We start from the raw sequence: 14,031 nt of genomic DNA on the forward strand, positions 1-14,031 counted from the left end.
GATTACCGGTCCGAGGGAGCCGTGTTGGGCTTCGCCGGAACGCTGTCCGCGGAGGTGGCCGTCGGCTCGGGAACGCTCGTGGAAGGGGGCGTCACGGGTCCCTCGGAGGTGAAGTACGTGACAGTGGAACCCTGCGGCAGGGGCGCACCCTCGGACGGATTGACGGCGACTACGGTTCCGGCGGGCTGGCTTGACGCCTGGGTTCCGCCGTTGACCGGAACCAGGCCGGCGCCGAGGATCTGCTGTTCCGCGGCGCTCCCCGACAATCCGGACAGGCCGCTGGGAACGGTGGACATCTCCGGTGTGGGAGCCCCGGCGGAGTAGGTGACGGTGACGTTGTCACCGCGGGACAGCACTCCCGCGGGGTCGATGCTGATCACAACGCCTTCCGGGTAATCGGAGGACTCCACCTGGTTTGCGCTGACGCGAAGACCCAGATTGGTCAGTTCAGCCCGCACCTCTTCAAAGGAGCGGCCTTCGTAACTGGCAGCGTTGACGGTGATCTCATCGGCATCCTCCGAGGGTGTCTCGGACGGCGCTGATGACTGCGTCCTCGACGGAGCCGGAGAAGCAGACCGCGAAGTGGTGCTGGGACTGGGGGCCGCCGAGCTGGTGGCCGGTGCCGGAGCGGGATCGTCGTCGTTGTTACCCGTCAGCACGACGGCGGCAATCGCCGCGCCCACCAGCAGCACCAGGAGCGCGATGAGCGGAATGGTCCAGGGGCTGCGGCGCTTCGCCGGTGCATCGTCACCGGTTCCGTCGCCGTTGCCTGCGTCATCGACGTCGTCGACTTCTTCATCGGTCCAGTCCCGTGACGCCGCTACTTCGCCGGTGGCGGCGTCTGCTCCCACTGCTGCTCCCGCAACGGTGGGAAGTGCGGACGTGGAAGGCGAGGTGTTCACGACGCGGGTGGCGGATGTGCCGGCTGTCGGCACCGGTGCGGTGACGGCATCGTTAACGGCAGTTGCTCCGCCGCCGCCAAAGAGCAGCATCCCGGGGACCGCTGCTTCGGCAGCAGTGATGTCTCCGCGGCGGATGGCGGCGACGGCGCGGGCCAGGGCCTCGGCGTCGGACGGCCGGTCCGCCGGATCCTTGGCCAGCATGGACATAATGAGCGCGCGGACCGGCAGCGGAATGCTCTCGGGCAGCGGAGGCGGCGTGTCATTGACCTGTGCCAGCGCAATGGCGATCTGGGATTCACCGGAGAAGGGGCGGGTGCCGGCCAGCAGCTCGTAGCCAATGACACCAAGCGCGTAGATGTCGCTGGAACCGGTGGCCTGCTGCCCGGTGGCCTGCTCGGGCGCCAGGTACTGGGCCGTTCCCATGACCTGGCCGGTAGCGGTCAGCGGCACCTGGTCGGCGAGGCGGGCGATGCCGAAGTCGGTGATCTTGACCCGGCCGTCGGGCAGGATCAGCAGGTTGCCGGGCTTGACGTCGCGGTGGACGAGTCCCTGCTTGTGGGCTGCAGCCAGCGCGGTGGCGGTCTGCCCGATGATGGAGAGGGTGCGGTCCGGCGGGAGGCTCTTGTCGCGTTCGATGATGGAGGAAAGCGGCAGTCCGGGCACCAGTTCCATGACAAGGTACGCCGAACCCTCCTCTTCGCCGTAGTCGAAGACATTGGCGATGCCCTCATGGTTAAGCAGGGCGGTGTGGCGTGCCTCGGCCCGGAACCGGTTGAGGAACCCGGGATCCCCCGTGTACTCCTCCTTGAGGATCTTAATGGCAACAATGCGGCCCAGGACCAGGTCCCGTGCCTTCCAGACTTCGCCCATACCGCCAATGGCAATACGGTCGGTCAGCTGGAATCTGCCGCCTAAGGTGATACCCGATGTAGGCCTCACTTATTCAACACCGCCTCTAGGAGTTTCTGCGCGCTTGGAGTGGTCAATTGGGCACCGGTGGTCAGTTCCACGTCTTCCATGACGATGGAGATGACCACTTCGGGGTCGTCGGCGGGTGCGAAGCCGGTAAACCAGGCATTGTCGCCACGGTCCTGAACTTCAGCCGTGCCGGTTTTGCCGGCCACCTTCACACCGGGGATCCGTGCTGCGGAAGCTGTGCCGTTGTCCACGACGCCAACCATCCAATCGGTGAGCTGCCGGGCCGTTTCCGGACTGACGGAGGTGTTCAGGACTTCAGGCTCCGGCTCGTCGATGATCGACAGGTCGGCTGCCCGGATATTGCGGATCAGGTTGGGCGTCATCTGCACTCCGTTGTTGGCGATGGCGGAGGACATCATCGCGATTTGGAGCGGCGTGGCCGTGACGCTGTACTGCCCGATGGCTGCCTGGGCCAGCTGGGCCTGGTCCAGCTCCGTGGGGAAGCCGCTGGCGACCACCCGGTCGATGCCGCGCTCGGGAAGGTGCAGGGCGGTGTTCCAACCGAACTTCTCCGCTTGGGAGACGATCGCATCTTCACCGAGATCCCAGGCGATTTGGGCAAAAACGGTGTTGCAGGACTGCTCGAGGGCAAATCCGATGGTGGCCTCCGACCGGGCGCCGCAGTTTCCATTCGTGAAGTTCGGCAGCGAGATGTTGGTTCCGGGCAGGGGAAGCTCCGAGGGATTGTCGATCTGTGAGTCGGCGTCGTAATCACCGGACTCCAGTGCAGCGGCGGCATCAACCAGCTTGAAGACCGAGCCGGGTGCCAGCAGCGATTCGGTGGCGGCATTGGTGTAGGGAGACAGGCCTTCCACCGTGAGCAGCTCCTGCATGTTCTGCTCCACGACTTTAGTGTCGTGGCCCGCCAGGAGGTTGGTGTCATAGCTGGGCTTGGAAACCATGGCCAGGATGTTCCCCGTCTTCGGCTCCATCATGACAATGGAGCCCTTCTGCCCTTCGGGAATGAGGTCATAAGCCATCCGCTGCAGGTCGGGATCGATCGTCAGCTCAACAGAGGCACCCTGCGGCTGGTTGCCGGAAACGAGCTGCACCAGGCGGTCGTAGAACTGCTGGTCACTGGTGCCCGTGAGTTCCTTGTCCATAACCCGTTCCAGCTGTGTTACGCCGCTGACCAGGGAGAAGTACCCGGTGAGCTGCGAATACAGTTCCGGCTCGTAGTACACGCGCTGGAAGTTGAACTGGTCGCCTGAAGGCACCGATTCTGCGATCGGTGCCCCGTCCACCAGGATGGAGCCGCGGTTCTGGCCGAAGTTCTTGTAGATCGTGCGGTTGTTGTTCGGGTTCGCGTTGAGTTCTTCGGCTGCAAAGAACTGGACGTAGGTCAGCGAACCGAGAATGAGGACAAACATGGACAGGGCCACGATCCAGCTGTTCCGGATGGCTTGATTCATGAGCCGCTTGCCTCCTTTTTCCTCAGTGATCGTTTGAGCTTGGCCGGAGTCGCCGATGCGTCCTGCATGGCCGGGACCATGGGACCGGTCATCGGTCCCATGGCGGCAGGACGGCGGGCGGCCTCGGAGATCAGCAGCAGCAGGGCAACAATGATCCAGTTGGCCAGCAGCGAGGAACCGCCGGCGGACATGAACGGCGTGGTCAGCCCGGTGAGCGGAATCAGGCGGGTGACCCCGCCGATCACTACGAAGCACTGCAGTGCGATCGTGAAGGACAATCCGCAGGCCAGCAGTTTGCCGAACCCGTCGCGGGTGCCCAGGGCTGCCCGGAATCCGCGGGACACCAGGAGCACGTACAGCAGCACGATTGCGAAAATGCCGATGAGGCCGAGCTCTTCGCCCAGGGCGGCAATGATCATGTCTGAATTGGCGTAGATGACCAGATCCGGCCGGCCCTGTCCCAGACCGGTTCCGGCGAGTCCGCCGCTGGCCAGCCCAAACAGCCCCTGGACCACCTGCCAGCTGCCGCCCGGACGGTCGATAACCTCCGGGTCGAAGGCATTGATCCAGCCGTCGATCCGCAGTGCGACGTGGCTGAAAAGCTGCATGGCCACCAGGCCGCCGGCGGTGAGCAGCGCAACGCCGATGAGGACCCAGCTGACGCGGCTCGTGGCCACATAGATCATGGCCATGAAGAGGCCAAAGAACAGGATGGAGGATCCCAGATCACGCTGCAGGACCAACACTCCGATGCTGACGAGCCAGGCCGCGATCATGGGACCGAGGTCCTTGAACCGGGGCAGCTGCAGCGGGCCAACCTTGCGGCCCGCCAGCAGGATGAGGTCGCGGTTGGTGGATAGATACCCGGCAAAGAATATAGCGAGCGTAATTTTGGCGATTTCGCCGGGCTGGAAGGTTCCGGAGCCGACCTGGATCCAAATGCGGGCACCATTGAGTTCCAGCCCGATGGGCGTCAGAGGCAGCAGCAGCAGGATGGCGCTGACGATCAGGGAAATATAGGTGTATCGGCGCAGGATCCGGTGGTCCTTGATCACAAAGAACACGGCGATTGCCGCGGCGACGGCGAGGGCGCTCCAGAGCAGCTGCCGATCCGCGGCGGTCTCGTTGTTCGCTATGTCCAGGCGGTGGATCATGGCGAGGCCGATTCCGTTGAGCGCCGTGACGATCGGAAGTATTACCGGGTCGGCATATTTAGCGCGGATCCGCAGCACTATGTGGAAGGCAAGAACCAGTCCCACGAGGGTGGCTCCCTGCGTCCAAAAATCCGAGTCGAAGGCGCGGTCCTGGTCCAGGCCCACCACCATGTTGGCGCCGATGCCCACCACGAGGGCAAGCAGCAGCAGCACGGCCTCGATATTGCGCCGTGACTTGGGAACCGTCAGCATATCTGACATTACTTCTGTCCTCCGCAATTTTCCGGATCAGCGGCCGGCCCGGCCGCCGCTGAGGAAACGGCGGATGCCGTGGGGCTGGGGGTGGCGCCGGCGCTGGGGCTCGCCTTGGCCTCGGCCGGCGTTGCGGGAGCGGACGGCCCGCAGCTGCTTACCCGGGCGGTGCCCCGGAGGTCTTCAACGATCTGCTCGGCATGAAGCAGATCCTTGGCAGGGATGGTGCCTTCCACCCGGTTGCGCTGGTATTCAGGCAGGCTGTCCAGTGGAATGTCCGTTTGCTCGGTGACGGATGAGAGCTTGATGGGGCCCAGGGACTGCGAAACGCCGTTGTAGATGGCCACGCTGTTGTCGCTGGAACCGACGTAGTAGCGGGTCTGCGTCCAGGTGTAACCGACCCAGAGAACGGCGGCCAGCAGGACCGCCAGCAGCGCAAGGAAAGCCGGTACGAGCCAGCGGCGCCGCGGCTTGGATTCGGGGTGCTCAGGGGCGGGTGACTCTGACACGGGTGCCGCCTTGTGGGTGAGCAGGCGTGCGGCGCGGCGTTCGGCGGAGCGCTTGGTGACAATGGGGATCTGACCGGTTTCGGTGGCCAGTGACGCCGCACCCACCAGCATGTGCGGGCGCTGGGACAAATCCTGGCGGATCAGCTCCGCGCGGGCGGGCTCGTCGTCGTCCGCTTCCGTGTCCGTGATATCGCGCCCCGTCAGCGGAACGGCAGGAGATCCGGTGCCCGGTCCGCCCGTGACGGTTCCGGCGGCGGAAACCTGCGCGGAGACAGGTTCGTCGTCAGCCGGGGCATCATCCGGCACTTCGGCAATTTCCAGGACGGCAACCGTCACGTTGTCAGGTGAGCCGCCGGAAAGAGTGAGCTCAACCAGGATGTCGACGCAGCGCTGGATGTCGTTGGTGTTCCGCAGGACGTTCTCAATATCAGAGTCGCGGAGGACGGCGGTCAGGCCGTCGGAACAGAGGAGCCATTTCTCGCCCGGTTCCACGTCAAAGGTGTCCAGATCAAGTTCGGGGCTGGCATCCACATCTCCCAGAACGCGCATGAGGACGTTCTTATGGGGATGGACTTCGGCTTCTTCGGGGCGGAGGCGGCCTTCGTCAATCAGCCGCTGGACGAAGGTGTGGTCAATGCTGATCTGTTCAAAGACGCCGTCCTTGAGACGGTAGGCACGTGAATCGCCAATATGGGCAAAGGCGAACTTGTTCCCGTTCAGCAGCAGCGCGGTCACTGTGGTTCCCATGCCGGACAACTGCGGGCTGGTGGTGACCAACTCCGAGAGCAGGGAGTTTGCGGCCTGGATCTCGTCTGCGAGCACGGTGAGTGCCTCGTCGTCGTGCTCTCTCTGGTCCAGATGAACCAGGTCCAGGACGGTGGAGGCGGATGCGACATTGCCACCGGCGTGGCCGCCCATACCGTCGGCGACGACGGCAAGGTACCGGCCCACATAGGCAGAGTCGTCATTCTTCAGGCGGACCATGCCTACATCGGACCGTGCTGCGTATTTGAGAACCAGAGCCACCGTCAAGGCCTCAACTCAAGGACCGTCTTGCCAATGCGGATGGGAACCCCGGGATCCACCGGGAGGGCGCGCGTCAGCTGGCTGCCGGCCAGGAAGGTGCCGTTGGTGGACCCAAGGTCCTCAATGAACCAGCGGCTGCCCTGGGGGAACAGGCGGGCATGCCGGCCCGAGGCATAGTCGTCCTCCAGCACCAGCGTCGCTTCCTGGGCACGGCCGAGCAGAATCGGGCTGGAGGCCAGCTCCAGGGTGGTGCCGCGGAGGGGACCTTCGGTGACGACGACCTGCCGCGCCGGGACCTTCACCGGAGCGGGTGCCTGTTTCTCCAAGTCGGGATTCTTGCGGATCTGACGGGCGGTGGGTGTGCCGGTGCGGTTGCGGCTGCCCACCACCAGGTCACGCCGGATGGCGCCGACAACGCTGATGACCATCAGCCAGAGCAGGAGCAGGAACCCGTACCGCAGCAGGGTCAAAATCAAACTACCGTCCACTAACGTCCTCCGGTCCGGACGGGAAGGAGGCGGAAGGTGATGCGGGTGCGGCCCATCGCAATAGTCGAACCATCCGTGAGATCTGCTTCCCCTTGTACTTTTTGGCCGTTGACGAAGCTTCCGTTTGTGGAGCCAAGGTCGATGGCGCGGCTGACACCGTTTTGGGTGCGGATTTCCAGATGCCGGCGGGATACGCCGGTGTCATCAACGAGGATATCTGCCTCGGAGGACCGTCCGAGCACAACTGACGGCGCATTGAGTGAATACCGCTGTCCGTCGATGTCCAGAACGGGCTGCATGCGTGCGGGTACCTGCTGCGGTGCGGGCGGAGCGGGCTGCCGCGGTGCGGGGGCTCCGGCCTTCTCCGTGGCGGAGTCGACCTCAAGCACTCCGGCCTTCAACTCTGAATCGCGGGTGAAGGAGACCCGCACCGGCCCCTGGAGGGTGTAGGACTGGCTGCGGGCATGCTTGATGACGACGTCGCACAGTTCCTCCGCCAGCGGCGCTCCCCACTCCTGCGCGCGTTTGAAATCAGCATCGGACAGGCGGGCGGTAAAGACATTGGGTGCCAATGTGCGGCCCTGGCCCACGGTGAAGGAACGCTCGTCGAGTTCGCGCCGCAGGGCGATGGCCAGCTCGAGGGGTTCCACCCGGCCGGAGGAACCCGTGGAGAAGGCACCTCGCACAACCTTTTCGATGCCGCGTTCAACGTTATCGAGTAAGCCCATGATCGCCTCCTTCCCTAGATTCTGTCCGGACTGTCCGTCGGATGCTGTGACCCCGTCATGGCCCCGTCATGGCAGGCCAAGGATACAAAGGTCCTCTTCGATAGTACTGGTGTCTCCCAACAAACAACCTAACGGGCGCACGGGGTTCCCCTGTGGCGAAACGGCACGGTCCTGAGGAAAAGGGTGGCTCCACGGGTACGGCTCCGCGTGGTGACGGACCGCAAATTCCCTGTCGCGGCGCGGAATTTGGCCCCCTCCGCCGGCCGTTTAGGTGTTTCCCGAAAATGTGGGTATGCTTGATTCTGCTGTTCCCGAGGAATCGAGACGCTGAAGGTTGATGAGACTGAATGCACACTCACCACGGGAAACCATTTTGCGCGAGTGGCGGAACGGCAGACGCGCTGGCTTCAGGTGCCAGTGTCCGAAAGGGCGTGGGGGTTCAAATCCCCCCTCGCGCACTAACAAGAATCACCCCGGCTGAATAAGCCGGGGTGATTTTTTTATGCCCTGAACGGCAGCACCCGTATGGCCCCCAGCAAGACCGTGCCGCCCTTCTTCTCTGAAGGCGGTTCAGAGAAGAAGGGCGGCACCGGGGCCGGGCATGGGTCTTTAGGCCTGCTTGTTTGCGTGCTGTGCAGCCTGCTCGGCCTTGCGGGCCTTCTTGGCCTCGGCTTCCTTCACTCGCTTGGCTTCTTCGCGGACGGCGGCGAAGCTGGCCCGTTCTTCAACCAGCCATGCCGGCGGGGCAGCCAGCAGCGCGGTGATCTCGGCCGTGGTCAGCGCGTCGGTGATTCCCGAACGGGTGAGACCGCTGATGGAGATGTTGAGCTTCTGGGCCACCACGGGGCGGGGGTGGGGTCCGTTGCGGCGCAGTTCAACGAGCCACTCCGGGGGATTGGCCTGGAGCTCGTCGAACTGGGCGCGGGAGATGGGCCCGTCCTGGAACTCCTGCGGCGCTGCGGGCAGGTAGATGCCCAGTTTCTTGGCTGCCGTGGCAGGTTTCATGGATTGGGATTTCTCGGAAGTCATCTACCTAGGATATCCGCCGCGGGCACCGGCCCGGGAGCACACGGAGGGGCGCACCGCGCCGGCGGCGGATAGACGGAGGAGCGGCCTGGGCTAACCTGAAAAGGTGCCAACAGACGCTTCCCCCCGCCAGACCCGCCCGGCTCGTCCGCTGACGCTGGCTTATGTTCCCGGAGTGACGCCCGGAAAATGGATTGGCCGGTGGACGGAACGACAGGACCGCGAGCTGCACTCCTATCAATGCGGCGAGGACACGGTCTTCGACGAACTGCGTGCCGGCCGCGCGGATCTGGTGTTTGTGCGCGTGCCGGAGGAGGGATTTGTCCGTCCCCCGGACCTGAGCGTCATTGCCCTCTATGAGGAGCGCCCGGTGGTGGCAGCGGCCAAAGATTCAGCTGTTGCTGCGTTCGAGGAGCTGGACCTGGCTGATTTGGCCGGCGAGATCCTGCTGGACCTGCAGGACATGGGAGGCGCCGACGTCGGAATGGAAGTGGTGGCCTCGGGTGCGGGCCTGCTTGTTCTGCCAATGTCCGTGGCCAAGTTGTACTCGCGCCGCGACGTTGTGGCGCGGCCGCTCACCGGTTTCCCGGCGACCCGCATTGCTGTCGCCTGGCTTGAAGGGTCCGAGGACGCCGGTATCGAGGAGTTCGTGGGGATTGTGCGCGGCCGCACGGCCAACAGCTCGCGCCAGCCCTCCGTTCAGGAAGAGCAGAAGACCACGGCCCGCCAACGGACGAAAGAGCGGCAGAGCCGAAGCGGCGAGAAAGCGGGAAGCGGAGGCAAGCCGGCGTCGAAGTCCACCGGGCGCCCCGGTGCCAGGGGCAGCGCCGGGAACAAGGCGGGCGGGGCCAAGGGCGGCAAGGGCGGCAAGAGCGGAAAGCCCCGCCGGAGCCGCTAAGAAACAAAACCTGTTCCGGTACCGCTTACGGCGCGCCAGTGCAGGTTGTAGCCTTTCGCGCATGCGCATAAAAATGAGCAGTATCCATGTCACTGATCCGGCTGCGGCCTTCGATTTCTACACCGGCACCCTTGGCTTTGAGCCCTTAATGGTGATGCCGGAGTTCAACCTGTTCATTGTCCAGGCCCCGGGTGTTCCCGATGGGCCCGGCCTGCTGCTGGAACCCAGCGACAATCCGGTCGCCGAGGCGTACCGGAGCGGGGTGTACGGCTTGGGTCTGCCCGCGGTGGTGCTGGGGGTTCCGGATGTGGAGGCCGAAATGGCGCGGCTCAGCGCCCTGGGCGTCCGGTTCACCGGTCCGCCGTCCACTGATGCGATGGGAACCCAGGCCGTGTTCGACGACGGCTGCGGAAACTACATCCAGCTGCATCAGGACTAGGTCCGATCCGGCCCGGCCGGCCTAACCCGAGCCTGCGCCGCTGCCAAGAGCCTTAGTGCTCGCCGAGGCGTGGTTTGAGCCGGGACTCCTCCAGATCCAGCAGACGCTGGGCGTCCGCCAGGGTGCGGGAAGGGAAATGTCCCTCCCGGCGTGCTAGCAGCAGTGCCTCCCGTTCGGCATCGACGACGGCGCGGCGCAGTTCACGGTACTGGAGCTGGGGCGTGGCTGAAGTGCCGGCGCCCAGCGCCTTGACGCGTTCCCATGCCAGTTCGCTGCGCAGGAAGGTGCTCTGACGCACCCGTTCCACCACGTCCGGGTCAACCTCCACCTCCACATTCAGGCAGGCATTGGGGTTTTCCAGCACCCTAAGGCCCGCGTCGCTGATCTGGTCCAGAAGGGTTGCCAGATCGCGCTGGTCCTCCGTGGCGTTGCGCCCGCGGACACCCAGGATCCGGATGACCCAGGGGAGGGTTCCGCCCTGCAGCAGGAGGGTCACCACGGCCACTGTGAAGGCGATGAGGACCAGCTGCTCCCGGTAGGGAGTCGCTTCCGGCAGGGACTGGGCCGCGGCCAGCGTTACCACGCCGCGCATTCCGGACCAGCCGATGACGGCGCCTCCGCGCCAGTCCAGTCCTTCGCTGCGGAGCTGCGCGACGTCCGCCCGGCGCCTGCGGTACAGCTCTTCACCACGGGTATGGCGGCGTTGGGTGCGCGCATCGGCCAGCCCCCTGGCCTTCATGCTGTCCAGAGCTGTCCGGAAGCGGTTGGTGCGGCGCTCCTGATATCCCACCTTGGCCCGCAGGAACAGAATCAGGGGACCCATCCAGGCGAAGCGGATCACGATCAGCAGAGCGGTGACACCCAGGCCGATTCCAACTGATTCCCGGACGGTCAGCAGGGCGGGATCGACGTTTTCCACCAAATAGCGGATCTCCAGACCCATCAGCAGGAAGACGCCGTTTTCCAGGAGGAACTGGACGGTGTGCCAGTTGACGCTGTCGTTGATCCGCGCCTGCGCACTGAAGGCCGCACCCGCCCGATGACCCGTGTACAGGCCGGCCACCACCACGGCCAGGACGCCGGAGGCGCCCAGTTCCTCCGCCGGAATGAACGCCAGGAACGGAACCACAAACGAGATGGCCGTGTCCAGCACCGGGTCGTGAAGCTTGGAACGGATGAACACCGTAGCGAATCCCACCAGCAGGCCGACGGCGACGGCGGCCACCACGGCAAAACCGAAGTCCGCGACTCCGTCCCAGACGCTGGCCAGACCACCGGCGCTGGCCGCAATTGCCGAGCGCAGCAGCACCAGTGCGGTGGCGTCATTGACCAGCCCCTCGCCCTCCAGCACCGTCACCAGGCGCGGCGGCAGGCCGAGCTTCTTTCCAATCGACGTGGCGGCTACGGCATCCGGCGGGCTGACCACTGCGCCCAGCGCGACGGCGGCGGCAAAGTTCAGATCCGGCAGCAGGACGAACAGTAAAGACCCGGTGGCGAACGCGGAGAATAGGACCAGAAACACCGACAAGCTGGAAATGGCACCGAAGTTGCGTCGGAAATCCATCACCGGAACGTTGACGGCTGCGGCATAGAGCAGCGGGGGCAGCACGCCCATCAGGATGACGTCGTGCGGAACCGTGAACGTTGGCAGACCCGGCAGATAGGACAGGCCGAGCCCGACCACCACCAGGATCAGCGGCGCGGCGATGCCGAGCCGCTTGGAAAATGCGGCGACGGTGACTATGAGAGCCACGCCGATGACAGCTAACAGGGCTAATTCCACAACTCCCATTATCGTTCACAGCGGTGAACGATTCTAATGGCGACTCGCGGACCCGTTACACGGGGTCATGCCGAGGCCCACTGGGCCAGGGTCAGGAAGGCAGCATGGACTACTCCGTACATGGCATACACCGTGACCGGAACCATCAGCGCCCATTCCCGCCAGGACCCGGCAGCACCGATCAGCGGCAGTGACATGCAGCCGCTGCTTCGCCAGAGCTTGTTCAGCACCGGAATGCCGGCGAATGACCGGGGACGTTTGATCCGCAGGGGCCACAGAATCATGACGCCCTGATGGGTCAGCAGATCCCCCAGGATGTGCACGGCCACACCCAGTCCCACGGCTACGGGCAGCCAGTCATTGTTTTCCGGCGCGTAGACGGCAATGAAGGCGGACAGGGACAGGGCCAGCAACCAGCTGCGGGCGGGACCGCCGGCGATTTTCAGCGCCTTCAAGGCGAACCCCATAAGCAGAACTGACAGCAGGCCGGCGCCCACGGCGACCGATCCGAACACCGGCACATCAGCGGTGATCTTGCCCAGGGCGGTGGACAGGGCCACGAACACCGCGAGACCCAGCAGGGAGTGCGTGCCGCGCCGGTGTCCGCCGCTGATCTGTTCGGTAATCCGGGCCAGGATCTTCGTGACCGGCGGCAGGGAATGGGCAATGGTTCCGCTGTGATGGTCCAGGTCCGGAAGCAGGGCTGCTCCGGCGGTGAGCAGTGCGCCGGTGACCACTCCCAGCGGAGTGACCGGATACCAGCCGAGGGCGTGCGGTGCGGTTGAAGCGACGGCAATCCAGGCTGCGGCGCCTGATGCTGCGTGATGACCACCCATCATGGTGCGTGGGGTCCTTCCCTAGGGCGGTGGAGAGCACCGAAAATTTCGTAACTTCTCATGATTTCACGCGGCACTGACACTCCGGACCCGGCCATTGGCCGGGTGCCGGGCGCCGCTGGTCCGGACACAACGACGGCGGGGCACCCGCGAAGGTGCCCCGCCGTCGTCGTGCGCGCTTTAGATCAGGGACGCCAGGCCAAAAGCCAGCGCCGCCAGGGCAAAGCCCATAACGCCGATCAGTGTTTCCAGCACGGTCCAGGTTTTCAATGTGGTTTTCACATCCATGCCCATGAAGCGGCCCACCAGCCAGAAGCCGGAGTCATTGACGTGGCTGACCACCACGGAACCCGCGGCCACGGCCAGCACCATGGCGGCAATCTGGACGGTGTTGTAGCCGGCGTCGAGGACTCCGGGAGAGATCAGGGCTGCCGCGGTGGTCAGGGCCACGGTGGCGGAACCCTGGGCGATGCGCAGGATAGCGGCGATCAGGAAGCCGGCCAGGATCAGCGGTACCCCCAGGTCGCTGAGGACGCCGCCCAGGGCGTCGCCGATGCCCGAGGTGCGCAGGACGCCGCCGAACATTCCGCCGGCGCCGGTGATCAGGATGACAGAACAGACCGGGCCCAGGGAGGATTCCAGCACCTTTTCGATGGCGTTCTTGGACTCGCCGCGCCGGGTGCCAAGGACCACGGAGGCCACAAGCAGCGAAATCAGCAGTGCCACCGGCGTCTCACCCAGGGTGCGCAGCAGGGCGTACCAGGTCTGTTCGGAAGCCTGCTCCGACACAATGCCGGCCGCCGACAATGTGTTCAGGCCGGTGTTCAGGAAGATCAGGATCAGCGGCAGCAGCAGGACGGCAACCACAGTGCCGAACCTGGGCGGGTTCTTAACGTCGTCTTCATCAATTTCGCCCAACACGGCGGGTACCGGCAGTACGAACTTTTTACCGGCCCAGAGACCGAAGAGATACGAGGTGAGATACCAGGTGGGCAGGGCAATAATGAGGCCCAGGATGAGCACTACGCCGATGTTGGCTTCGAAGAAACCTGAGGCAGTTACCGGGCCCGGGTGCGGCGGCACGAAGATGTGCATAACCGAGAAGGCACCGGCAGCCGGAAGGCCGTAGCGCAGCACGCCGCCGCCCAGCCGGCGGGCCACCGAGAAGATGACCGGCAGCATGACCACCAGTCCGGCATCGAAGAAGATCGGGAAACCGAAAATCAGCGAGGCGACACCGAGCGCGAAGGGCGCCCGCTTCTCACCGAAGACCCGGATGAGTGTTTCTGCCAGCACCTTGGCGCCGCCGCTGGTTTCCACCAGCCGGCCCAGCATGGCGCCCAGGCCCACCAACAGGGCAACTGTTGCCAGCGTTGAACCGAAACTGCCGGTCAGGACGGTGACGATGCTGCCGGTCGGGATTCCGGTGGCAAAAGCAGTCAGCAGGCTGACCAGGATCAGCGCGACGAACGCGTGCAGGCGCAGCTTGAGGATCAGGAACAGCAGCAGCGCAATGGCTCCACCGGCGATCAGGAGGAGGGGTCCCGCGCCGAGAGTTTGGGACCAGCCTTCAATTGTCATGGGTTTAGCTCCGTTACTA

12 protein-coding genes and 1 tRNA gene are annotated in these 14,031 nt (G+C 64.7%); 3 read left to right on the top strand and 10 right to left on the bottom strand.

All coding sequences use genetic code 11. From position 1 onward, the window contains the following. Positions 1 to 2 precede the first annotated feature (2 nt). Genes MUG94_RS00105 through MUG94_RS00130 form a run of 6 tightly spaced genes read right to left on the bottom strand, consistent with a single transcriptional unit; the run spans position 3 to position 7,449 of the window. The gene (locus MUG94_RS00105; RefSeq protein ID WP_227907361.1) at positions 3 to 1,841 is read right to left on the bottom strand and encodes a protein kinase domain-containing protein; all 1,839 of its coding nucleotides are present in this window, start codon (positions 1,839 to 1,841) and stop codon (positions 3 to 5) included. Next, positions 1,838 to 3,292: a peptidoglycan D,D-transpeptidase FtsI family protein gene (locus MUG94_RS00110; RefSeq protein ID WP_227890959.1), complete on the bottom strand. Its 1,455-nt coding sequence runs from the start codon at positions 3,290 to 3,292 to the stop codon at positions 1,838 to 1,840. The genes MUG94_RS00105 and MUG94_RS00110 overlap by 4 nt, the downstream gene beginning before the upstream one ends. After that, on the bottom strand, positions 3,289 to 4,707 hold the full coding sequence (locus MUG94_RS00115) for an FtsW/RodA/SpoVE family cell cycle protein (protein WP_227907363.1): 1,419 nt from the start codon (positions 4,705 to 4,707) through the stop codon (positions 3,289 to 3,291). Before MUG94_RS00115 ends, MUG94_RS00110 begins: the two co-directional genes overlap by 4 nt. Then, the gene (locus MUG94_RS00120) at positions 4,707 to 6,191 is read right to left on the bottom strand and encodes a PP2C family protein-serine/threonine phosphatase (protein ID WP_227907562.1); all 1,485 of its coding nucleotides are present in this window, start codon (positions 6,189 to 6,191) and stop codon (positions 4,707 to 4,709) included. Before MUG94_RS00120 ends, MUG94_RS00115 begins: the two co-directional genes overlap by 1 nt. Before the next feature lie 44 nt (positions 6,192 to 6,235). Beyond that, positions 6,236 to 6,709, bottom strand: coding sequence for an FHA domain-containing protein FhaB/FipA (locus MUG94_RS00125; protein ID WP_432418089.1), 474 nt, complete (start codon positions 6,707 to 6,709; stop codon positions 6,236 to 6,238). Positions 6,710 to 6,720: 11 nt separating this feature from the next. Further along, positions 6,721 to 7,449 carry an FHA domain-containing protein gene (locus MUG94_RS00130; protein WP_227907365.1) on the bottom strand — a complete coding sequence of 243 codons (729 nt, stop codon included), beginning with the start codon at positions 7,447 to 7,449 and terminating at the stop codon, positions 6,721 to 6,723. Positions 7,450 to 7,824: 375 nt separating this feature from the next. On the opposite strand from MUG94_RS00130, the gene MUG94_RS00135 reads away from it, so the two are divergent. Beyond that, positions 7,825 to 7,907: transfer RNA gene (locus MUG94_RS00135), tRNA-Leu, on the top strand. A gap of 151 nt (positions 7,908 to 8,058) precedes the next feature. Here MUG94_RS00135 and MUG94_RS00140 read toward each other — a convergent pair. Continuing rightward, positions 8,059 to 8,478, bottom strand: coding sequence for a DUF5997 family protein (locus MUG94_RS00140; protein WP_227890962.1), 420 nt, complete (start codon positions 8,476 to 8,478; stop codon positions 8,059 to 8,061). A gap of 103 nt (positions 8,479 to 8,581) precedes the next feature. On the opposite strand from MUG94_RS00140, the gene MUG94_RS00145 reads away from it, so the two are divergent. Beyond that, positions 8,582 to 9,373, top strand: a complete 792-nt coding sequence (locus MUG94_RS00145) for a LysR substrate-binding domain-containing protein (protein WP_227907366.1) — start codon at positions 8,582 to 8,584, stop codon at positions 9,371 to 9,373. Positions 9,374 to 9,434: 61 nt separating this feature from the next. Continuing rightward, complete coding sequence (locus MUG94_RS00150; protein ID WP_227907368.1) at positions 9,435 to 9,812, top strand: VOC family protein; 378 nt, start codon at positions 9,435 to 9,437, stop codon at positions 9,810 to 9,812. A 52-nt stretch (positions 9,813 to 9,864) separates the two neighbouring features. Here the strand turns inward: MUG94_RS00150 and MUG94_RS00155 are convergent, their stop codons facing one another. The 3 genes from MUG94_RS00155 to MUG94_RS00165 all read right to left on the bottom strand — a co-directional run bounded on the left by MUG94_RS00155 (position 9,865) and on the right by MUG94_RS00165 (position 14,012). Next, positions 9,865 to 11,604, bottom strand: coding sequence for a cation:proton antiporter (locus MUG94_RS00155; RefSeq protein WP_227907371.1), 1,740 nt, complete (start codon positions 11,602 to 11,604; stop codon positions 9,865 to 9,867). Between the two features lie 56 nt (positions 11,605 to 11,660). Then, positions 11,661 to 12,434: a metal-dependent hydrolase gene (locus tag MUG94_RS00160; RefSeq protein WP_227890966.1), complete on the bottom strand. Its 774-nt coding sequence runs from the start codon at positions 12,432 to 12,434 to the stop codon at positions 11,661 to 11,663. Between the two features lie 177 nt (positions 12,435 to 12,611). Next, positions 12,612 to 14,012 (bottom strand): GntP family permease, encoded by a 1,401-nt coding sequence (locus tag MUG94_RS00165; protein WP_227907373.1) that lies wholly within the window; start codon positions 14,010 to 14,012, stop codon positions 12,612 to 12,614. Positions 14,013 to 14,031: the final 19 nt, after the last annotated feature.

This window comes from Arthrobacter gengyunqii (assembly GCF_023022985.1).
GTDB classification, from domain to species: domain Bacteria; phylum Actinomycetota; class Actinomycetes; order Actinomycetales; family Micrococcaceae; genus Arthrobacter_B; species Arthrobacter_B gengyunqii.

Bases quoted from the DNA above. Each gene is read 5' to 3' on its own strand.
- MUG94_RS00110 (WP_227890959.1), bottom strand. From the start codon at position 3,292: ATGAATCAAGCCATCCGGAACAGCTGGATCGTGGCCCTGTCCATGTTT.
- MUG94_RS00115 (WP_227907363.1), bottom strand. From the start codon at position 4,707: ATGTCAGATATGCTGACGGTTCCCAAGTCACGGCGCAATATCGAGGCC.
- MUG94_RS00120 (WP_227907562.1), bottom strand. From the start codon at position 6,191: ATGGTCCGCCTGAAGAATGACGACTCTGCCTATGTGGGCCGGTACCTT.
- MUG94_RS00130 (WP_227907365.1), bottom strand. From the start codon at position 7,449: ATGGGCTTACTCGATAACGTTGAACGCGGCATCGAAAAGGTTGTGCGA.
- MUG94_RS00140 (WP_227890962.1), bottom strand. From the start codon at position 8,478: ATGACTTCCGAGAAATCCCAATCCATGAAACCTGCCACGGCAGCCAAG.
- MUG94_RS00150 (WP_227907368.1), top strand. From the start codon at position 9,435: ATGCGCATAAAAATGAGCAGTATCCATGTCACTGATCCGGCTGCGGCC.
- MUG94_RS00155 (WP_227907371.1), bottom strand. From the start codon at position 11,604: ATGGGAGTTGTGGAATTAGCCCTGTTAGCTGTCATCGGCGTGGCTCTC.
- MUG94_RS00160 (WP_227890966.1), bottom strand. From the start codon at position 12,434: ATGATGGGTGGTCATCACGCAGCATCAGGCGCCGCAGCCTGGATTGCC.
- MUG94_RS00165 (WP_227907373.1), bottom strand. From the start codon at position 14,012: ATGACAATTGAAGGCTGGTCCCAAACTCTCGGCGCGGGACCCCTCCTC.